23 protein-coding genes are annotated in these 20,564 nt (G+C 48.3%); 7 read left to right on the top strand and 16 right to left on the bottom strand.

The window, feature by feature from the left end:
- Positions 1–55 precede the first annotated feature (55 nt).
- From ACRCA4_RS12500 to ACRCA4_RS12485, 4 genes are all read right to left on the bottom strand, one after another.
- Positions 56–400, bottom strand: coding sequence for a hypothetical protein (locus tag ACRCA4_RS12500; protein WP_433189099.1), 345 nt, complete (start codon positions 398–400; stop codon positions 56–58).
- 86 nt (positions 401–486) lie between these two features.
- Positions 487–1,248 (bottom strand): OmpA family protein, encoded by a 762-nt coding sequence (locus ACRCA4_RS12495; RefSeq protein WP_433189096.1) that lies wholly within the window; start codon positions 1,246–1,248, stop codon positions 487–489.
- The gene (locus ACRCA4_RS12490; RefSeq protein ID WP_348700876.1) at positions 1,130–1,633 is read right to left on the bottom strand and encodes a lytic transglycosylase domain-containing protein; all 504 of its coding nucleotides are present in this window, start codon (positions 1,631–1,633) and stop codon (positions 1,130–1,132) included. The genes ACRCA4_RS12495 and ACRCA4_RS12490 overlap by 119 nt, the downstream gene beginning before the upstream one ends.
- A 69-nt stretch (positions 1,634–1,702) precedes the next feature.
- Positions 1,703–2,464, bottom strand: a complete 762-nt coding sequence (locus tag ACRCA4_RS12485; RefSeq protein WP_433189093.1) for a hypothetical protein — start codon at positions 2,462–2,464, stop codon at positions 1,703–1,705.
- 1,114 nt (positions 2,465–3,578) lie between these two features.
- Between ACRCA4_RS12485 and ACRCA4_RS12480 the strand changes: the two genes are divergently transcribed.
- Positions 3,579–5,975: a TraM recognition domain-containing protein gene (locus tag ACRCA4_RS12480; protein WP_433189090.1), complete on the top strand. Its 2,397-nt coding sequence runs from the start codon at positions 3,579–3,581 to the stop codon at positions 5,973–5,975.
- 152 nt (positions 5,976–6,127) lie between these two features.
- Here ACRCA4_RS12480 and ACRCA4_RS12475 read toward each other — a convergent pair whose 3' ends face one another.
- Complete coding sequence (locus ACRCA4_RS12475) at positions 6,128–6,997, bottom strand: ParB/RepB/Spo0J family partition protein (protein ID WP_433189087.1); 870 nt, start codon at positions 6,995–6,997, stop codon at positions 6,128–6,130.
- Between the two features lie 147 nt (positions 6,998–7,144).
- Between ACRCA4_RS12475 and topA the strand changes: the two genes are divergently transcribed.
- Positions 7,145–9,289 (top strand): type I DNA topoisomerase, encoded by a 2,145-nt coding sequence (topA, locus tag ACRCA4_RS12470; protein ID WP_433189084.1) that lies wholly within the window; start codon positions 7,145–7,147, stop codon positions 9,287–9,289.
- Positions 9,290–9,493 carry a hypothetical protein gene (locus ACRCA4_RS12465; protein WP_433189081.1) on the top strand — a complete coding sequence of 68 codons (204 nt, stop codon included), beginning with the start codon at positions 9,290–9,292 and terminating at the stop codon, positions 9,491–9,493. It begins immediately after the preceding gene.
- 63 nt (positions 9,494–9,556) lie between these two features.
- Here the strand turns inward: ACRCA4_RS12465 and ACRCA4_RS12460 are convergent, their stop codons facing one another.
- The 5 genes from ACRCA4_RS12460 to ACRCA4_RS12440 all read right to left on the bottom strand — a co-directional run bounded on the left by ACRCA4_RS12460 (position 9,557) and on the right by ACRCA4_RS12440 (position 11,818).
- Positions 9,557–10,225 (bottom strand): hypothetical protein, encoded by a 669-nt coding sequence (locus ACRCA4_RS12460; protein WP_433189078.1) that lies wholly within the window; start codon positions 10,223–10,225, stop codon positions 9,557–9,559.
- A 17-nt stretch (positions 10,226–10,242) separates the two neighbouring features.
- Positions 10,243–10,419 carry a hypothetical protein gene (locus ACRCA4_RS12455; protein ID WP_433189075.1) on the bottom strand — a complete coding sequence of 59 codons (177 nt, stop codon included), beginning with the start codon at positions 10,417–10,419 and terminating at the stop codon, positions 10,243–10,245.
- A 495-nt stretch (positions 10,420–10,914) separates the two neighbouring features.
- The gene (locus ACRCA4_RS12450; RefSeq protein WP_433189072.1) at positions 10,915–11,322 is read right to left on the bottom strand and encodes a type II toxin-antitoxin system YafO family toxin; all 408 of its coding nucleotides are present in this window, start codon (positions 11,320–11,322) and stop codon (positions 10,915–10,917) included.
- Positions 11,323–11,324: 2 nt separating this feature from the next.
- The gene (locus ACRCA4_RS12445) at positions 11,325–11,513 is read right to left on the bottom strand and encodes a hypothetical protein (RefSeq protein WP_433189069.1); all 189 of its coding nucleotides are present in this window, start codon (positions 11,511–11,513) and stop codon (positions 11,325–11,327) included.
- Positions 11,504–11,818: a hypothetical protein gene (locus ACRCA4_RS12440; RefSeq protein WP_433189066.1), complete on the bottom strand. Its 315-nt coding sequence runs from the start codon at positions 11,816–11,818 to the stop codon at positions 11,504–11,506. Before ACRCA4_RS12440 ends, ACRCA4_RS12445 begins: the two co-directional genes overlap by 10 nt.
- 248 nt (positions 11,819–12,066) lie before the next feature.
- Between ACRCA4_RS12440 and ACRCA4_RS12435 the strand changes: the two genes are divergently transcribed.
- The 4 genes from ACRCA4_RS12435 to ACRCA4_RS12420 are packed head-to-tail and all read left to right on the top strand — an operon-like array spanning position 12,067 to position 15,640.
- Positions 12,067–12,681 (top strand): recombinase family protein, encoded by a 615-nt coding sequence (locus ACRCA4_RS12435; RefSeq protein WP_433189063.1) that lies wholly within the window; start codon positions 12,067–12,069, stop codon positions 12,679–12,681.
- Between the two features lie 7 nt (positions 12,682–12,688).
- Positions 12,689–14,329 carry a helix-turn-helix domain-containing protein gene (locus ACRCA4_RS12430; protein ID WP_433189215.1) on the top strand — a complete coding sequence of 547 codons (1,641 nt, stop codon included), beginning with the start codon at positions 12,689–12,691 and terminating at the stop codon, positions 14,327–14,329.
- Positions 14,319–15,290, top strand: coding sequence for an ExeA family protein (locus ACRCA4_RS12425; RefSeq protein WP_433189060.1), 972 nt, complete (start codon positions 14,319–14,321; stop codon positions 15,288–15,290). The genes ACRCA4_RS12430 and ACRCA4_RS12425 overlap by 11 nt, the downstream gene beginning before the upstream one ends.
- Before the next feature lie 8 nt (positions 15,291–15,298).
- A complete protein-coding gene (locus ACRCA4_RS12420; protein ID WP_433189057.1) occupies positions 15,299–15,640 on the top strand; it encodes a hypothetical protein in 342 nt (113 codons plus the stop codon).
- Positions 15,641–16,141: 501 nt separating this feature from the next.
- Here the strand turns inward: ACRCA4_RS12420 and ACRCA4_RS12415 are convergent.
- From ACRCA4_RS12415 to ACRCA4_RS12390, 6 genes are all read right to left on the bottom strand, one after another.
- On the bottom strand, positions 16,142–16,390 hold the full coding sequence (locus ACRCA4_RS12415; RefSeq protein WP_348700917.1) for a hypothetical protein: 249 nt from the start codon (positions 16,388–16,390) through the stop codon (positions 16,142–16,144).
- Positions 16,390–17,331 carry a DNA-binding protein gene (locus ACRCA4_RS12410; RefSeq protein ID WP_433189053.1) on the bottom strand — a complete coding sequence of 314 codons (942 nt, stop codon included), beginning with the start codon at positions 17,329–17,331 and terminating at the stop codon, positions 16,390–16,392. The genes ACRCA4_RS12415 and ACRCA4_RS12410 overlap by 1 nt, the downstream gene beginning before the upstream one ends.
- Before the next feature lie 252 nt (positions 17,332–17,583).
- On the bottom strand, positions 17,584–17,925 hold the full coding sequence (locus ACRCA4_RS12405) for a DUF5658 family protein (protein ID WP_433189050.1): 342 nt from the start codon (positions 17,923–17,925) through the stop codon (positions 17,584–17,586).
- 260 nt (positions 17,926–18,185) lie between these two features.
- Complete coding sequence (locus ACRCA4_RS12400) at positions 18,186–19,466, bottom strand: replication initiation protein (RefSeq protein WP_433189047.1); 1,281 nt, start codon at positions 19,464–19,466, stop codon at positions 18,186–18,188.
- Positions 19,467–19,830: 364 nt separating this feature from the next.
- The gene (locus ACRCA4_RS12395; RefSeq protein WP_433189044.1) at positions 19,831–20,082 is read right to left on the bottom strand and encodes a hypothetical protein; all 252 of its coding nucleotides are present in this window, start codon (positions 20,080–20,082) and stop codon (positions 19,831–19,833) included.
- A gap of 59 nt (positions 20,083–20,141) precedes the next feature.
- Positions 20,142–20,423, bottom strand: coding sequence for a hypothetical protein (locus ACRCA4_RS12390; protein WP_433189041.1), 282 nt, complete (start codon positions 20,421–20,423; stop codon positions 20,142–20,144).
- Positions 20,424–20,564 lie beyond the last annotated feature (141 nt).

The following is a 20,564-nucleotide window of genomic DNA, read 5'->3' as shown; positions in this document are numbered from 1 at the left end:
CACCTCGCTTTTGCGAAGGGGTTAGCCAGGCTAACCCCATCTGTTGCAATTACCGTTAAATCGTCGCACTGGTGAACAGGGCGTTAACGATGGTCGGGCCAAGCACCCCGAAGATCGCCAGGAACACACCGATAACAGCAGGCAACGCTTTACCAGTACCTGCACCGATACCCAGGCCAATCAGACCGCCAACAATGGCAATAGAACGACCGAGATAACCTGTAGCTGCGGCATAGATAAAGTTGTAGAACGCCTGGAACTCGGTACCGCCAGTACCACCACCAATACCGATAGCAGCGGCAAGAGCAAGCTCAGGCATAAACGCGAAGGCAAACATCAGCGCGGCTGCGAAGTAGCCCCGCTTCTGTCCGTTTTGTTGCAATGAAATTGCAGTTTTCATCTTTATTAACTCCATGAAGTTTGAGATTGAGGCTAGTTAAACAGGCCGCTGCCCTAATCGCCTCTACCAGGACAGCGACACTTCGGTTAATCGACTGCGTAAACCTCGACGCGCCGATTTTTGGCCCGTTGCTCTGCGGTACCGTTAGGTTCCGCGTAGCAACAAAGGCCATGTCCATAGGCCTCGATCTGCGTAGCAGTCGATTTGGCCGTTTCAAAGAAATCCTTCACCTTATTGGCTCGACGTAATCCCAGCCAGTTGTTGTAGGGTTCACTGCCAACATTGTCGGTATACCCGTGTATCTCAACTGCCTTGCCTGATAACTCATCAAGGGCAGCCAAAAGGGTTAATTTGGCATCAGTGGTAATCACGGAGCTGTCAAAATCAAAGTAAACCACCGCTACTGGCGGGACAGCAGGCACAGCTTTTGTGTTCTCAGGCTGTGAAGGTGACTTCTTACTATCCGTCTTGCTTTGTGAAGACGACGTTTGTTTCTGCTTGTCCAAAGCAGAAACACCGCCGTCAGACGTTGCAACTTTAATTGAGTCTCTGACGATCCCGGTGATCGGCTTGTCATCTGAATGCTTTACTGACACGAATGATACCGGCGTTTTTGGGGTTGCGGCCTCGCAACTCCAAGCACCGCCGTTCATGTCGCAGAACACAAACTCGGCGGGATGCCCTTCACTCTTACCAGGAACCTGCTTAATACCTAGTTCATGGGGAACTTCACGGTTCGGCAGGCTTGTGCATCCCGCCGCTAACAAGGCGAAGATAACGCTGATAAACGCGCTCGGCGTACTTTTGACGAAGGTTTTCTCTTGTTTCATTTTTTCTTGTACCAGCATTGTAAGCTCCAACAGCGCGCCAATTATTCCCAAACACCTGTATGGATTGGGAAAGTATCCAGGCACCCACATGAATATTCGTGCAAGGGTCGAATAGGCTTTGTTCAGAAAGGCCGTACTTTTCCAGCTTTGGAAACCAGAAAGAGTTGATTTGCATTATCCCAACATCCCGCGACTTGTCGCGGTTGTTGTGATTAACGGCAAGCGGATTCAAACTACTTTCTTGTTCCGCAATTGCGTAGAGAAGCCAAGGATCAACTTGATAGCGCGTCCCTGCGTCAACCCAACAGTTGCTTGAACTTGCTGCTTCCGGCAGCTCGTTTGCTAACAAAGGGTTAGCAAACGACACCGCGACTATACATGAAATTCCATATTTGCGCAACATTTGTACAATTCAACTTAGCCAATTTTGAACAATCAAAATACTATACTTTGACGCATCATAACGCAAGCTTTATTGCTGTTCAACTGGCTCATGTAAAAAAACAAAACATTTCCGCAAATTCTTTACGTCATCCGGTTTGAAGGTCGAATCAAGGTGCTTGATTCGACCAGACTTCCGTTCACGCTTGTAACGAGGCCATTCTTCAGCATCAAATAGCTTCTTGTAGTGAAGGTGATCGGCGGCCCGATCAAAGAGGTAAAACACCCCTGCGTACAGCTTTGCCTCCAGGGCCGCCGAGTGGTTCATAAAACTGATATAGATGCGCTTGGTATCCTTACGCCAGCGTTCATACTCAAGTGCAACCCAATACCCCCTGGGCGATCTCATGATTACATCCGGCTTCTCCTGGTGCTCGGGTAAATCAATGTGCCTATCCCATATAACCTCTTCAAACTGGTCAAGGCGGTTCAGTACAGCGTACTGAACCGCCATGTCATGGATAATGTGTGAATATCGGCCAAGGTGCTGAACCCTGGTCGTTGCCTTCGATATGTCCCTACCCTGCACTTCGAGATAAGCAAGGCCTGCACTGGTTAGCATCACATAACGTTCGTTTTTCGTGTGCACGTTCTTGAATGACTGGATTACGCCGTCAGACAAAAGTGCATTGAAGAAGCGATTGGCATTCACTGCGTTACTGCCAATTCGCTTAGCCAATAGATCAATGGAAGAAAAACGGAACTCAAGAAGCCAATCGAGTACAAGCCGCGTCTTTTCTTCTTTTATTGCCTTCGGGTATTTGAGGCTTGTATCTCGCTTCTCAATCAACATAGGCACAACGTCCTTAAATCGGTTAAACGACAGCACAACGCGCCAAGCGAAGTGCCGTTACTATCAGCGAATGCTGTGGCATTCGCCATGCGTTCTTGCAGCCACTTCGGAGCATCAGAGTAACTACGATGCTCGAAGCGCTGACAGCGTTTGCTTAAGCAAACGCAAAGCCGTGTTGCCTGCTGACAAGATGCAGGCGTCACACGGCAGCAACCGTTCAGGTTGCGGATGCCGAACCCGCTGGCATTGCGTTCAGCAAGCCAGCAGGTTCGGAGGTCGCCCCGGCGACCGGAACCCCGGCGCTGGCTCACGCCCCCCGCGTGAGCCAGGCCAAAAGCGCCGCCCACGGCGCGTTGGCCGATGCGGTTCCAGTCGAAGGCGTTCAGCCGAAGACAGGAACTGTTAAGCAGTCTCGCCCTAGCGAGGCGGCTTAACACCGAAAGGACGACAGGTGAGCGCCAACGCTCGCCTGAAGGACAGGGAAGCGAAGCGGTGCCCCAAGGCATCCCTGTCCTGTGCGGCCTGCCGCCGTCGAGGGGAGTGACAACGAGCCTTGACCCCCCGCTTTCGGTGGTTGGGCGTCCAGCCCAATCGCACATAGCCAAACGGCTATGTAGCGACGAGGACAGAAGCGAAGCGTAGGGACGAAGCCCCGCAAAGCGGGGGGTCAAGGCTCGGTCGGTCACGACTGAGCCGAAGACGGCGGCAGGGTGAATTGCAAACGGCGCTCGCGTCCAGCGAGCATAGTGCGGCAAGAGGGACTTGTCCCTATTGCTAAGCGGGGCGCTCCCCCGCGTGCAATGGTGAATTTGACGTAAGCCCGCCGTCCAGAAGGGCTTTAAGTCAAAGAGGCGTAGCCTAGCGCACCTGGCGGCGCTCCCGCCTGGTGTGCCATCAGTGAAGCATGATGCAGGGCACGCAACAGCGTTTTGCATTGTGCTGAACCTCTTTTTACCATCAAAAACACAGTCAATTCTATCATCAAACTTACACTCAATAAAGATTGATGATAATATTGTGCTAGAAAATGATGGTAAAAAGGTGTATGTAGCGGCCTTTTTTCCGGTCGGAAAAGACCGGCCAGGCCGCTACGCAAATGCGAGGACAAACAGAAATGCCAACATCACAACCTGAGTACGCCGTACTCAACTGGTTCGGCCAGGTGAATTATGCAATGATGGAATGGACGAATGATTACTGGTGGCCTGTTTGGGCTGGCATCGTATTCATAGGCTGCCTCATTAGCATGGCTCCCCTGAGCACTCACCATGAGCAGCCGTTCCACCAGATCGTTTTCGTCTGGATACGAAAAGCGATCTTGTGGCTTGGAGCAATATTGCTCCTGCTGCCTTTCATAATGTTGTACCTGTACGACATGACCACTCAGAAGCAGTTGGCCGATAGCCAGCAGGTCTGGCTTCAGTGGTTCCTGAATCTCGCCGTTCAAAATTGGTTTACTCTGTTTGCCTCAGCCACTTCCGGCTGGATGTTACGCTTTATGCTATTGCGGTATGCGCTTCCTGCCTGGTCAGGAATACTTCGCAAACTACGTAACACACAAACAGACGATACGCCTACGGATATCCGCCTTGAAGCAAGCCGGTTCAACGTTAAGGATTTCCTGCCGTCGAAATACTATAAAAAAGACGCCATCTTGGTTGGCCTTAGCGAAGAAGATAAACCGATTCATATTCCGGCTGACACCTGGTACGAAACAAACATGCAGGTGATTGGCCCTACTCGGTACGGTAAAGGCGTTATCATGGGTGGGCTTATGGATCAGGCAATTCGCCGTGGCGACTGCCTGTTCTATATTGATCCCAAAAAAGACAAGTTCGCTCCGCATGTCATGTACCAGGCCTGCAAGGCTACTGGTCGAAAATTCTATTATTTGACACTCCACGACGATGGCATAGGCAAATGGGCACCGTTTGCAGGCGGGACAGATCGGGACGGACTGACGCGCCTTGAGACTGCTTTCGGTCTGGACTTCACCGGCGACCCCGGTACCGACTACTACAAGTCACAGGAGCGGAAAGAGCTGGAAAAGGCGTTTCGTCAGACTCGCCAGGTTGAAGTTTTGAAAAGGCTTATGGAAGAAACGGATGCAAACCGCATCAATGCAGAGCTTGCCAGATGGTCAAACATCGAAAGCCTCTGCCCGAAAAAGGGTAGCGGCTTTAGCATTGAGAAGGCGCTGAAAGAAGGAGCTGTTGTCTATGTGCAAGGCAGCCTGGACGATTCCGTAGTTAAGACTGCAACAAAGATATTTATCGCTGAGCTTATCCAAGAAGCTCGCCGCCTGGATAAAGAGCGCAAAACCCACTTGACCGCAGTCATTGACGAAGTGAGCTTCTTGGCATCCAAGACGCTTGCCCAAGCGCTTGCTACGGCAGTGGGCTTCCGTGTTAATTTCGTTCTGGCATACCAATCTCAGAACGACTTGCTCAACATTGACGATAAATCGGTGAATCCGAAGTATGTTCACCAGAGTATCAATGTGAACTCGCAGATAAAGGCGGTTTATGGTGGTGCTGACTTCGAGACGGCAGAATGGGCAGCTAACCTCTCCGGCACCATCATCAAGGAAGTTACCAGGATGGAAAAAACCGACATTAGCAATACTGGTGGCGAGACGTGGGACAACCAACGATTTGTTGGCGCACAGGAAGAAAATTACATCAACACCAATATGGTGCTTACCCTCCCCCCAAGGGTCTGTGTGTTTGTTCAACCACGACACCTGGCATCAATATGCTTTAGCTCATTCGTTCCAGTGAAGGATATGAAGGCTCTTGACGAATACCTGGAGCATAAGGAAAAGGTATACACCCCTCCAACTCAACCGGCCAACGTCAGTGACGACGAACCGCAGGAAAGCACAGGTATTGATACCGTTCCTGAAGAATTCTCTGCCCCTAAGAAAAAAGAGGAAAAACCAGTTTCGCAAGCGAAACCAGAAAACAAAAAGCCTTCAGATGAAGAAGACGGTAAAAGTAAAAAGGATGATAATGTCGTCCAGTTCAGAGGTAAAAAGGCCGCCGATAAAGATAGTAGGCCAGAGTCAACTAAAGGTATCGACAATCCTGAATTTTTTGAAGACCAAGAATCGGATAAGGCTAAACCGAACGAATCCTCTCCAACAAAACCTGCCGGAAAACCGAAGCAAGTAAGCGAGGAAGAGAATAAGCCAGATTCATCGGTAGAACCTACCCCGGCGCAACTGGACGAACCCGAAGACGACAGCAGTAAAGACTCGGATGAAGCCGCCAAAAAACGTGAAAAGAATCGCGCAAGAAAGGCGAAACAAAAAGCCAAAAAGCAAGCTGAAACAGAAAATGCCGCGCCTGAAGAAAAGTCAGTTTCGCAAGCGAAACCTGAAGCTGAAAAGGCAAAAGCTGTCGTTGAACTGCCAGATGATTTTGCAATGGACTTCGGTGGGCTTAATCTGAAAAGTGACGATAAAACAATGAGTCTTCTTAATGATCTTGAAGAAGATGAAGACAAATAAAAAAGGGGGCTAAGCCCCCTTTTTTATTTCCTGTTGCGTGGCTGTCTTAGGGATGTTTTGAAGGTGCTGCTCAAGGAATTCCATCACAATCATCCATACCATCAATGCAAAGCCAAGCATAAGTATTACTCGGATTATTTTGCGCAAAAATTTCATTCAGTTTCCAACACCCATTCTTTAAACTTCTCTGCGTAACTTTTCATGATAGCCGGATTAGCTACCCGCCAATCCGGGTCATGCCTATCCAGCATGGAAGAATAGCCGGTTTTATCAATCAACTTAACCAGCTCATCTGACGTGAATAAGATTCTCAGGGCTGCTGGCTTCTGTTTGGCCTCTGGATCAGATTTCGCTTGCGAAACTGATTCCTCAGACGGGTCTTCTTGCTTCGGCTTTTTGTCATATCTTTTTCGCGCAAAGAACTCCTTCGCGTTAAATTCACCACGCTCTATCAAGTCAATTGCCTGTTGCTTCTTATCCGAGCGAAGCCCTGAAATCTTTTTGAGCAACGTGTAATCACGGAGTTTTCCGTCTCTGGCCAGTGCACGGATCTCAGGCTCGTATTTAAGAATCGCTGTATTCTTACTTACCCAGGACGGCGTGACACCCAGCTCTTGTGCAGCTTGTTCGATGGCGTTTGTAATTCCTTGGCTCTTCAGGTACTCGATGCGCCCATTTATAAATTCAGCCTTCTCTACCGGGTTTAAATCCTGGCGGTGTAAGTTCTCTGTTAACTGGTGGGCGTAGATTGCATCATCTGTAAGTGCTTCTTCATCCTCCACAATGACTGCCGGTATGGTTTCTTTACCTGCTTTTTTGGACGCTTGCCAGCGCCTTTCACCAGCAATGATCATATAAGCAGGCTGGCCATCCGGGTTACGCCGCACCCGGATAGGCTGAATAACACCTACAGCAGCAATGCTACTTGCTAGTTCTTCCAGTTTTTCAGGGTCAAAATCTTTACGTGGCTGATTCGGGTCAGGCACCAAATCTGATAGTTTTAGTTGCTGTAGTTTTTCCATTGTTACGTCCCTTGAGGTTTTAATTTCGCTTGCGAAATCGGTTTAAGCTGGCCCCGATTATACAGGGCAACGATCACAAGACACAGAATTCAAAATGTATTACTATGATAAATCAAAATAGGTCAAAACGATACGGGAAAGGTTAAAATGAAACTAATGATCGTAGAAAGCCCTAACAAAGTGAAGAAGATTAAGGGCTACCTTGGTGATGGCTGGCGAGTATCAGCCAGCGTAGGCCACATTCGTGACCTACCAGACAAGGAAATGGGTGTAGAGCCTCCTGACTTCAAGCCAAAGTATGTTGTGAGTCCAGACAAGAAAAAGGTGGTCAGCGACCTCAAAAGCCTGGCTAGTGGTGCCAGCGAGGTTTACCTGGCAACAGACCCTGACCGGGAAGGTGAAGCCATCGCATTTCACCTGAAAATGTGTCTTGGCCTTACTAATCCGAAGCGGGTGACGTTCACTGAAATTACAAAGTCTGCAATCTCAAAGGCCATCCAGAACACCAGGATGATTGATAACAACTTGGTATCGGCTCAAGAATCCCGCCGAGTCCTTGACCGGATCGTAGGCTATCACATCAGCCCCCTACTCACACAACAAGCGGGAATTCCGCTAAGCGCGGGTCGTGTACAATCGCCAGCAGTGAAACTAACCGTTCTACGGGAGCGTGAGATAAGAGAGTTTCGCAAGCGAAACTACTATGTAGTTGAAATTCACCTGGCTAATGGATTAACGGCGACATTAGATGCAAAGGGATGGTGTGAAGATGGTAAACACATTTTTGATAAAGCAGTTGCTGAAGCAATTGCCGAAGCAAATAAGGTTTTTGTCAGCAAATCTGTCGTAGAAGAAAAGGAAGCAAAACCCCGCGCACCTTTCACCACATCTACCTTGCAGCAGGCCGCATCAAGCATCCTGAAGTTCACGCCCGCAAACACAATGAAGTACGCACAAGCCCTCTTTGAACAAGGTGCAATCTCTTATCATAGAACTGACACCCCAAATCTGTCTGAGGATGCGTTTTGCCTGGTAAAAGAGTTTCTGACCAGTATTGGTAAAGACACTCAACAAACTCAATTGAAGTGGGCAACCAAAGAATCAGCGCAAGAAGCGCATGAAGCTATCCGGCCAACAGATCCAGCAGTCGAGAACTGCGGAGAAACGGAACAGCAACGTAAACTGTATCAACTCATTCGTGAAAGAACGCTGGCAAGCGTAATGCCTCCTGCTGTCGATATTGTAACCAGTATCGAGTTCACAACGGTCGATGAAATCACCGCTGGTGAAGTAGTTTCGCAAGCGAAATTCACCGTATCAGGTAAAGTGCAAAAATATCCTGGTTGGCGAGTTATTGCGGAAATAGAAAAGCCTGGATCAAACGATAATGAGCTTCCAGCAACGGCTGAAGAAGGAGAAGAGTTCGATGTAGAAACTAATCTTCTAACGAAATCGACGGAGCCGCCATCAAGATTTACCGAAGCAACGCTGATAAAGGCACTCGAAAAATTAGGAATAGGGCGTCCATCAACCTATGCCAGTATCATGGAGAACATCAAGAGCCGTGGATACATCATCATTGGTGATGGCAAAAAGAAATCTGACAACAAGATTAGACCAACAGAAACTGGCGAAATGCTGGTCGATGCCTTGGACGCTATGACCTTTATGAACCTCGACTATACCCGCATTTTGGAAAGTCACCTGGATAAAATAGCAGCGGGCCAATCAAATTACTTCCAGTTAGTTAAATCGGTATATTCCTCAATAACAAGCGAAGCGAAGAACATAAAAATTGATTCCCTGGTTGAAACGGCGGACTGCCCACAATGCGGGAAGGCAGTTAAACGCTTGAAGTCGAAAAAGAAAGGGGTAGGGCACTTCTGGGTTCATATGGAAGAGGAACACGGCTGTGAGGACTTCCTGGATGATGATAATGGTATACCCGTTTACCGGGAGAAGTATGATTCCCCGGTAATGGACTGTCCAGGTTGCGGCAATGAAATTAAGCGCCTGAAAAAGAAAGACACTGATGACGAATATTTTTGGGTGCACACTAACGAGAAGCACGCAAAAAACTGTGTGAAGTTCATCAAGGATGAAGATGGCATACCAGTAGTGGTAAAAGATCAATCTTGCGAATGTCCTGGCTGTGGCAAACCGGTTATCCGCCGCTACTCACAGGCTAAGGAATTTCATTTTTGGGTTCACCAAACTCAGTCGCATGAAAAAGGATGCCATAAATTCATCAATGACTTAGACGGCAAGCCAACGATAGAGCAGGGGGCTTAAATGGCGGTTAAACGAATTAAAGATCACGATCTAATGACCTGGGAAACGTGCGCAATGAGCGAGGTAAAAAAAGGGGACGTATTCTATACAGAAGACAATGGATTGAAAGGGCCGGTACTTATTGCTGAAGACAATGCAAAGCAGGTACCGCACCCAAGGCATAGAAATAAAATGGTCTGGAATGTCAAAACAAGGCCGTTCTAATCTACCTCTTGTGAATTACAACGCTAATTTGTACCAGTAACATTTAGCGTTGTAAGTGGATTCCTACTCTACCGAAGCTGCGCTCGGGTTATAAACCATTGTCTGCGTATATACCCTACTAATCAGATTTGACTCTGTGGACTGTGAACCTTCAATTTGCCAGCCTCGTTTCAACATAATACTTATCGCGTCTTGCAATGACTGTTTTGAATGGTAGCTAAGCAGTAAAGCCTTTTTATCTAATGGACGAAATGACATCGAAAAGTTTTCTGAGTGAGCGAATTCACAGAATCCGGCACGTGTGTAGATATATTTAGACAAGACAGTTTTTAGGAAGTTGAATTTATGTTGCTTGGGTAGACCAATGACCACTAGCTTGTTTCCAGCAATGGCATTTTCAATGTCTTCTTTGAACGACGCTGGTAATCCTTTTATAGCTACCGTTGTGGGCATAGGGCCGCCAAGGTCTGCTTTCACTGTGAGTGGAAAATCCTTTTGGGTTTTAATTCGGATTGCGTAAGCTATAGGAAGCAACACAAGAAAGTACACGACTGTTGCCGGATACAGATAATAACTGAGTAAAAATGGTACAGCTATAAGAGCAATTACAGCAGGGATAGGGATGCCAGCAATGGTTATTTGGAAATCGACCCTTTCTGATTTAATGCTAGTTGGATTGTTCACAGTTTTTATTCCTCGCAACGATAGATAATTGTGACTATTTGCTTTCATTCTCGATGTGTCCTATATCAGTTTTTGCTACTGGCCTGAGCTGCGGCAAAGCCGTCTGCCCAATCTTTGTGATATTCTGTACCGGCTGAGTGCGGGTTATCATCCAGTGCTCGGTCGATGAAAAACGACTCCCAACCGGCGTTATATGCAGCGCTTTTCCCTGGAACAAACTCTTTAAAAGTTGTGTTTTTCATGTCGGGTTTCCTATTTACTAACCATTTTGCTGGTTTCAACAAGGCCTTTAGCGCGGAGAGACGCCAGAGCCTGCTCAACTTTCACGATTGGTTGGCCCAGTAAAGCGGCCAATTGCTGTGCTGTCATTCTAAGGGTTCCTGTATCACTTATTCGACGTTTTTGGCCAGTTGAACTTTAACAACCCTAAAGACAAAAGCAGCGGCACAAGGCTGCCTATGGCCATCACTCCAGCAGCTAGTTGTAGCGGCTTACAAACCTAATCCCGCCGGCGCAAATACATCTGCCCGGCCCGGCTCAGATTAACTGACAATACGCCAGGCCACCGGCTCACTTTATTTGCCAATGAGCGCAGATTAAGAACGAGCTGGCTTACATTCATCACGCCGGGCTCACTTTAAATGACAACAATATAGTGGTGACCACATAGAAGACAAAACGGCCATAACTCCAACTTACCATCCAGTGACCACATAGCTGCGAAAACGGCCAACATATCAAAATCTTTCCCGGAAACCCTCTGCAATTTTTTCCAGATAATCCATTAGCCGGGTATCACGGTCTGTGTCATTGACATCATTGGGTTTGCTTGGGTCCCAGTGTTTGATGATAGCGATCAGCAGATAGCTATTGCTATCAAAGAAGCCGGGGCAATACACGAGAACGTAACCACTGGTACGCTTAAACTGCACAAGTTTTAACGGGAAGCCTGATTTCTTAAAGTGCAGATGCTGCAATTCAAGGTAAGAGCGATTGTGTGTGAACTTGTATGGAACATCGCGGCCAAACGTCGAGGGCAGCCCTTTACCTTCTTTATAAGAGCGGAAGTCACCCACTAATGCCTTAGTTTGTTGCTCGCCCAACGAGTTCTTTAAATCCTGATGTGTGAATATCCGTACCGCCATTATCAATCCTTTCGGTTCTTGGCCAATGACTTCGCCATTTTCTCAGCAGCCTGGCGCAGGCCTTCTTCACCAAGATTAAAACGTACAGTAGTAGATGAAGGTGGTTGCGCCGTGGCGGCACTGAACTCACAGATCATCATAGGTTCAATCTGCCCTTCTGGGGGCGGTAGAAGTAAATGCTTCACTGCCATTCTTCAAACTCTCCTTTGCCACCTTGCTTCACTTTTTTGGCCATGTCAGCAGACACTTTATCCATATCCAGCCCTTCTGCTGTGAACTTGGCCGGGATACTTTCCAGCTCGGTTGTACCACGTTGCGCAAACTCACAAAAGGCTGTCATTTCTTCAAACAGTGACGCCGGGACCGCATAGAACTGGATTTGGTTATTTGATGACACAGCAATAGCATCCCCTTGAGCCTCTGCCAAAGCAGCATTAGGGTTTGATTTAAACTTACTGATCGGTGTGGTATAGCCACATAAGATTTTCTGTAACATAACTGCCTCCATCTCCGATTATTGGCACAAACTTACTTAGCTCTAAGTATAGCCCTAAATTCAGACCTTGACCAGTATTGCATAGTCTGACTGTTGAGTTCAGATAAACGGCCGTTTTTATGAACAAATTCGACCTGTTATTTCTGACTGAGGTTATTCAGTGAAATCCGTTCACAAAACTGGTTGATGTAATCAAAGTTCAAAACCATACTTCAACACGATAATTAATGAACTATTGGTGATGTTACATGAAAATTGGCTACTGCCGGATCAGTACAAAGGGGCAGAGTTTCCACCTGCAGGAAGATGCCCTCAGAGCGGAAGGCTGTGAACGGGTGTTCCGCGATATCGCCTCCGGCGCGAAATCTTCCCGACCGGGGTTGGATGAAATGCTGGCACAGCTTCGGCCAGGTGATGTGATCGTGGTTTACAAGCTGGACCGGCTTGGCCGGTCACTGCGACACCTGGTGGACTTGATCAATAATCTGTCCGAACGCCAGGTTGGGCTGAAAAGTCTGAATGACCCGGTGGATACCACCACAGCCCAGGGCCGGCTGATTACCAATGTGTTTGCCTCGATAGCCGAGTTTGAGCGGGACTTGATCCGGGAGCGGACACGGGCAGGTCTGATGGCAGCTAGGGCAAGAGGCCGAAATGGCGGCCGCCCCGTAGGGTTAGGCAAAGAAGCGGAAGCGATAACAATTGCCGCTGAAGCCCTCTATAAACAAAACAGTTTAAGTGCGCAGCAGATCGCTGATAAATTGAGCATATCCAAAACGACACTCTATAAATATTTACGCCATCGGGGAGTTGAGATAGGCAGTTATAACAACAAACAGAAGGTCATGAGTGAGCGCGGCTAAACGCACTATTGCACAAGAAGTTCTGATAGATCTCTATCGCCGATTGGAGGGATTGCCTGCGCGTTGCGCTGAGCGCCGGGATTTAGTGCAGCAAGCTGCTCAATTGTATGGTGTCTCAGAAAGCACCCTCTACCGTTACCTGCGGACGTTGTATCAGCCTAAGCCGGTTCGGCGCAGTGACTTAGGCAAATCCAGAGTGATGCCATCTGCACAGATGGAGCGGTACTGTGAAATTATTGCTGCTTTGAAAATTCGCACCATGAACAAAAACGGGCGGCATATCTCAACGGTCGGAGCAATCCGTTTACTGGAAACATCCGGCATCGAATCAGACTATGGCTTTATTAAGTTGGCTCCGGGCCAGCTGAACAAAGCAACCGTTAACCGGTATTTGCTGCAGTGGCACTTCACACCAAAAACGGTATTAAAAGATTCGCCGGCAGTCCGATTTCAGGCGCAACACAGTAATGAGTGCTGGCAGTTTGATTTAAGCCCTTCTGATCTGAAACACCTGCAGGAGCCAATCTGGTACGACAAACAAAGAGGTCGTCCGATCCTCATGCTCTACAGCGTAGTGGATGACCGAAGCGGTGTGTGTTACCAGGAATACCGGTGTGTATACGGGGAAGATGCCGCCAGTGCATTACTGTTTCTCTTTAATGCGATGTCGGCCAAAGCTGATCCAGAGTTTCCGTTTCGCGGCATGCCGGATGCTATTTATCTGGATAACGGCCCTATTGCTAAAAGCCGGGTATTTCGCAATGTCATGGCATACCTCGGCATCGAGGTTAAAATCCATGAACCGGCCAGTAAAACTAACCGACGCAAAACAGCCAGGTCAAAAGGCAAAGTTGAACGGGCATTCCGGACGGTGAAAGAGTGCCATGAGGTTTTGTATCACCTTCGGGAGCCGAAGAACGAGGCCGAAGCCAATCAAAGGCTGTTGGAATACCTGAAGCAGTATAACGACCATCAGCACCGGCACGAAGCGCATTCCAGGATGGATGATTGGCAGCTGAACTTAAAGTCAGGTGGCATTAAAGAAATGTGCAGCTGGGAGCGGTTTTGCACGTTTGCCAGGGAGCCGGAACAGCGTACCGTTGGTATCGATGCTCGCATCCCGGTCGAAGGTACTGTCTATGAGATCCATTCTGACTTAGCCGGCGAACGGGTTGTGTTGTGGTGGGGGTTGTTTGACGATGAACTCTTTGTTGAACATGATGCTCAGCGTTATGGCCCTTATTACCCGATCAGTGGCCCAGTGCCACTGTATCGGTACCGTAAATTCAAGAAAACCCGGGCCGAGAAAACCCTGGATAAGTTAGAAGCACTGGCCAAGTCGTTGTCGTTACGGGACGAAGGCGACACACAGGGACAGCAGGCCATCAAAGCCATGTTGAGTCCCGCCAATAAGCTACCTTCTATACCCTTTACTGATCCCGATCCCTTTAACGAGCTGGCGTATACCAGCGCCCTGAAGGCGAAGTTGGCCATTGCAGACTATATTGGTAAACCACTGGCACTGTTGCCACAATCTGACCGGGACTTTATAGACGCCATATTGGACGAAACACTTGATAAGACAGTTGTTATGGCCAGAGTAAAAGACCACTTTAATCCAAAGAGGGATAGCAGCCATGCAACTTGACGTTATGGAACATTACGGCCTGACTAAGTATTTTCGTGACGCAGAATTTTTCGAGACAGAGAACCAGCGCCGCATCTTCAATCAGCTGAAAAAGATGATCCCCGAGGGCCAGTTGATAGCTCTGTCCGGTGTCGTCGGCAGCGGCAAAACAACAACACTGTCCAGGCTGCAGGAGCAGTTGGTTAAAGAGAAAAAAGTAATTGTGGCCAAGTCACTGTCAGTTGAGAAAAGCAAAGCCAACTTAACCACCTTAATTACTGCTCTGTTTTATGATGTTAGTAATGACAAAAACTACCGGGTACCAAAGCTTGGTGAGAAACGTGAACGGGAACTGCGGGACTTGATCCAGGACGCGAAAAAACCGGTCGTGCTGTTTGTGGACGAAGCCCATGATCTGCATCACCGGACATTGACCGGCCTGAAACGGCTGATGGAGGTGATCCGGGACGGTGGTGGTAAACTGTCCATTATTCTTGCCGGTCACCCGAAACTGCGTAATGACTTGAAGGGGCCGACGATGGAAGAAGTTGGGTACCGGACCACCATCATATCCCTCGATAGCCTTCAGGGCAGTATGCGGGAGTATGTACTGTGGTTACTCGATAACTGCAGCAACGGTAAAGTGAAGCCAACGGACATTATAGAAGAGCAAGCCATAGATTACCTGGTAGAGCGGCTGACAACGCCACTACAGATAGAACAGCATTTGACGATGGCATTAATGGAAGGCTTCGTTGCCGGCATTAAACCGATCACAATTGATGTACTTGAAACCACGCTGTCCAAACGGATAGATGATATAGAGCCGCGGCTTATCCGGCATGGCTACACTGATAAAGTGCTGGTAGAGCAGTTCAATTATAAACTGGCAGAAATACGCCGGTTCTTTAAAGGTGAGCTGGATGTCAACCGGGCCAAAGACATTACCCAGGACTTGCGGGAAGCAGGTTTACCCATATAAGGCGTGATATGAGCGACCCCATACAGTGGCAACCGATAAGCATGCTGCCTCTGGCGGCTCAAGTGATTGACGAGGTGCACCAGAGTACGCAAAAGCAGCGGCTGAATCTGGAGCATGCAAAGCACAACCCATTTTTGCTTGATGGCCATGAACTGGCCAGGATGGAACGGGCCTATACCAACCAGCTTGAAACGTTGAGCCTGTTTCAGCAGCAGTGTGAACGTTGGTTGGCTGACAACACCCATCCGGACACTGAAACACAGCTGCTCGAAACGATGGAAAGGCTATTTGAGATGGACAAAATGACGCGGGACGTGTTGGAAAAACTCAAATATTTTATTGGCATTTAAAGTGAGCCCGGCGTGATGAATGTAAGCCAGCTCGTTCTTAATCTGCGCCCATTGGCAAATAAAGTGAGCCGGTGGCCTGGCGTATTGTCAGTTAATCTGAGCCGGGCCGTGCGGATATATTTGCGCCGGCGGGATTAGGTTTGTAAGCCGCTACAGCTAGTTGATCACCCTGGCGAAATGAGCTAAAAGCAAACGCAATACCTAATGCAAATATGCAAATTGCAGCGATTAATTCGTATCCCCATCCCATATTTGATGATTTAGAGTTCATGCTTTCCTCTGCTAAGAAAAATACGTTTTGGCAATGTGCGACCAGAAGAAGCTACCTACAAAATAGGCTGCAACAACTGCACTAATAATTACCAGCCACTTTACCAAGTTAGCTTTAGTAGGTTCGACACTAACTAAATTTGCTTTCATTCTCGATATTTCCCATACGTGCAGCACCATCAATTTCAACTTCCAAGCGTTTTAAAAAAGTGCCGTGACATTCCTAAACCCTCATTCTTTTATAGCTTCATCGAGAAGAGCGCCAAAGGCGCTCATTGCCTGGCAGTAATTTTTATAGAACGGAGCATAGCTGTCGGGTATTAGAACTGTTTCAAGGTCTGTGTAGCTCAGGATACCGACCATCACCCCTTGAGTCCCCACTTTGAGCAATACAGCCGCTTCAGTATAAAGATGCCCCTTGTATTCCCATGTGGCCAGCTCGGCCACCGCTTCATCACGGCTCACAACCTGTGTTTTCATCACTCGTTCTCCTTCTTATCCGATTTGGTCGCTGATTTGCTGGCCCCAGCTTGCTTGCTGCCAGGCGTTGCTTTCTGACGGCTTTTCGTTGTTAACGAATCAATCACTTTCCGGTTTTGCGCTACCTGCTCTTCCAATGTCTTAACCTGGTTGGAAAGCTGTCTAACTTCGCTCTGAAGCGTAGCGTTCTCAGTCTTCAAGACCTGCGAATTAGTTACAGCTTTTTCTTTTTCAGTCTCAAGCTCGGAAACAACTTTGGTCAGCCGTGCTATCTCAGACTTGAATTCATTGCGCTGTTCGGTTACTTCCTTCAGCTCTCTATGACCAGCTTCCACGGTTGCACTGAGTTCGCCGTTCACGCGAGACAACTCAGCTTGCGCCTGGCGAAGCTGATCCAGCTTATCCAGCGTACCTCGCGCTTCTGCCTTGCTCTCCTTTAAATCGTCTCTCAGGCCGGCAATCGTCTCCTGTAGGTCATCATTGCGTTGTTGTAACGCTGCAACCTTCCGGCGCTCTTCATCAGCCACACCCTGGAGCTGAGTAAGCTCACCCTTGGCTGATGATACAAGTTCATCTTTGGCCAACAGGTCAACCTCAAGACGCTCAATCTCGGCCAGGGCTTCGTCACGTTCTTTATTGGCAGCCTCGATACTAAACCGGCTCTCTTCCTTCAACTTTTCAAATTGTGCGGTCGCCAGGGCAGAAGCCGCCTTCCAAAGATCCGCACCAAAGCGTTCAAGTGCACCTTTAATATCTGAAGGCATTTCCAGGACGGCCACGGTAGTAGCTTCACGCTTTTCTTTCCACTCCCGGAGCACCGGCGAGATCGTTGCAAACGAACCGCCACCAAGACGCTCACGTACCGCCTGCATACTTGGATTGATACCTTCACCGGCCAACTGCTCTGCCGCGTCGATGATTTGTTCTCTTGAAATAGCCATCCCAATAAACCCCGCTCAGGTGTATGTAATCGTATGTATGTATTATACATACCTATACATACAAAACAAGTATACACCTAGAATAAATTCAATTTCGCTTGCGAAACTGGGTCTTCACCGGCATACGAAAGCAAGAGGCGGCCAAGAGCACAGGCACTGGTTTACTGTAACCAGAACCAGTGTCGTGGATAGGGAAGGTTGTAGAGATACAGCGAGGAAGGAAGGGGGCAAGTGCCCCCAAGTTGTAAAAGGCTATTTCCGAGTGAACAACCGAGCTGGGTTTAACTTATCTTTCAACCCGGCCTGAACTGCATCCCGGTACATAAAGTACAGAACAACAGCAAACATGAAGTTCAGATAAAAGATCACGTACAGATCCAGCACCTTGAAATAATACTGTATCCCAAACCAGGCCAGGACGAACACCTTTAACCAGGCTATTCCCTTAATACCCATGTGCTTATAAAAAAACCGGGCAACGAAATTCCATTCTTTGCCACCATTCTCCAAAATAACTTTTGTCACCAACAGATCAACAACATTCAATGTAACGAAGAGCAGGTACCCTAAAAGCATCCAATCATGCGCCGACATAAAATCTCCTTTGATATAGTGTTCAACAATAAACGTAGTACATCCGAACTACGGTGCCAGATCCATGTTGTGGACAGCTCTCCGAGGCGTGTGCATTGAGCATGGACGATCCCTTCGGGACGTGTGGACAAAGTATGAATGGCAAAAACCCCATTCACACTTTGACCACACTGTCGCCCACACTCACTACACACTCTGCCCACAACTCGGTAATCAACAACAAATAACAAAATTATTTTTTATTTATTTTTTTATACAGCTTAATCAGGCGGCGGAATTAGCCGTAATTGCATAATTGCAATCCTCATAAAATCAGTCACACCGACAAAATCCAGGTCTAACTGGCTTGCACCTTGCTTAGTTGATATACATAGACCATCGCTGTGGCCGCCAGGCTTCTCTTTAACCCCCGACCGCATAGCAGCGGCAGGTATCTGATGTGCACCATACTTAACATTTTGTTTGCCGCCATTAGCTGCGACCATCGGTACAACGTTGGTCGGTTTGTTTTGTATCTCTTCGATAATCTGTGCATACTTTGCAACGGTCTGTCTTGATAGACGTGCAGTGGCCGCTATGGCCGTTTGAGTCAGCCTTGAACCCTTTTCTAAGAGCTGGTGCACTGCGGCCCTTATGCGCGATTCTGTGGCCTTTTGGCGCGTCTCATGAGTGCGCTTTGCTGATAGCTGCTGCTTCTCCTGGAGTGGCATGTCAGGATCGAGCCGCATCACCCCACGATTGCAGCGACTACTTCCGGTATAACGATCCCATGTCCACCTGGACACCGATTTCACCGTTGCCTTTACCTGGGAAATTGACAAATTCATGTCAAAACCCCGGTTCTTAAAATTGTTGTGGTTGAAAGCGTAGGCTTCGAGCAGACGGATAAAATTTTTAAAGGAGTTTTGTTCGCGTTCGCGGTTAACGATTGAGTAGGCGTAAAAGCGAAGTTCTTCAAACAGAATGCAATGCCGTGAATGGGGAAGATTTTCGAAGTTTGGCCCTGTGCTCCACAATGGTTTTAACTCCAGATCAACATAGTCGGCCAGCTCGCCCAGGTCATATACCGCGTTGTGTATTTCCCAAGTGTCCCACCAAGGATGGCCAGGCGTTTTGGCGACCGGGCCGCTATAGGCAGCGTCAGCACCAAGCCGCGCCACCATCGCCTCATAGACCGCCCTCATGTACGCAATGGGTTTGGAGCGTGCGTTCTCGGACGTGCATACCGGCGGGATCGCATAATACAAATGCGCTCTCCCTGAATCGCGGTTTCGCACAACGATATTCGGGGCCGGAAGCCCCTCATCATCCCATATCAATGAATTGGTATGATCGAGGTCGAACACGAGCCATGACACCATGCCAGGCCTGTTCACCTGCATATACGGGTAGCGGATCGCATATTCGCGGGGTCTTATCTTCGCGGGAATCTTGTTATCGCTGCAACGGGACAGATAAGGCGCTTCGTTTAATACACGATTTAACGCAGTGTCAGCCTGAAAAAATCGCTGCTGCTGAGCTGTTGAGCTACTTGCGGCCACCAGAACCCCCGGCTAAAGGGGGTCGGCCTGACGAAAAAAACCCCAATTTTCACTCCAAAACTTGCAATGGGGCTTTGAACTACCTAGAATAGAGGAACGTGTCCACGCTGTTTCGCCAAAAACAGCATGACACCCTGGTAGAACAAGCCCGGTGAATGTACGGACGATGTAACCGCCCTGCGGTTAGGTACTGGAAAGTTCTACATAGCGGATACCTCCTTCTTTTTGTGGGTGTCTGCCATCGAAAGCTCAGTTCTCGCGGTCTGCCAAACCAAAGAACTGAAGATAACCAGGGTGCCAACCCTAGTAACAGCAACGAAACATTTCGCACTCGCCAAAGTGCTTACCAAATTTCCCAAATACATCATTGACCCACCTCCCGGTGGGTTTTTGCTTTCTGGCCGCCACAGCCAGGCAAACCCGATTCCTTACGAATAGCCAATACATACACCTGACCACGACTTGCGATCAGTTGGTACAGGATATGGAATTCGTCGGATTTCAATAAACGACAGCCCTGAAGGGCTGGTTCGGCAGAAATGCCGACATTAAAAGGATCTGGTATCAATGATGATTCGATGATCCTCAATGCTTTGGCGGCATCAATTTTGGCCATTGCCTGAAGATCTTTATATACGTCACTGTGGTATACCGCTGTCCATGCTTGGGGCATTATCAGAACCCCAAGCTTTGTTGCATTTGATTGTGAGAAATAGCGTCATTGGCCGATTGCCCTATACGGTGTAACGCCATTAATTCTGTACGAAGCCGCTCCATTTCATCAAGCATTGCCTCAAAGCTATGGATATTCAAAACCACCGCTACAGGCTCGGCCCTGCTCATTACTACAAATCGATCATTCTTCCCTTCTGCCAGGCTGTCAAAGTGACCTGATCCGCGTCGAGTTAAAGCCGTTAGGCTGATTAATTGATCTGAGCGCTCTATCAATGCTGCCATTGTAAACACCTCAAAAATGCACATATTGATGCACAGTGTAGATCCGCAGACCTGCAAAATCAATAACTTTGATGGTACAAAGTAACTGACTTGTTAAGATCGCGAGGAATGGTCACAAGTCCTGCGCCTGGCCATCCAGGT

Origin of the sequence: Rheinheimera sp. WS51 (assembly GCF_050936095.1) — a bacterium.
Taxonomy (GTDB): Bacteria; Pseudomonadota; Gammaproteobacteria; order Enterobacterales; family Alteromonadaceae; genus Alishewanella.
This window is presented reverse-complemented; position numbering and strand designations above follow the sequence as displayed.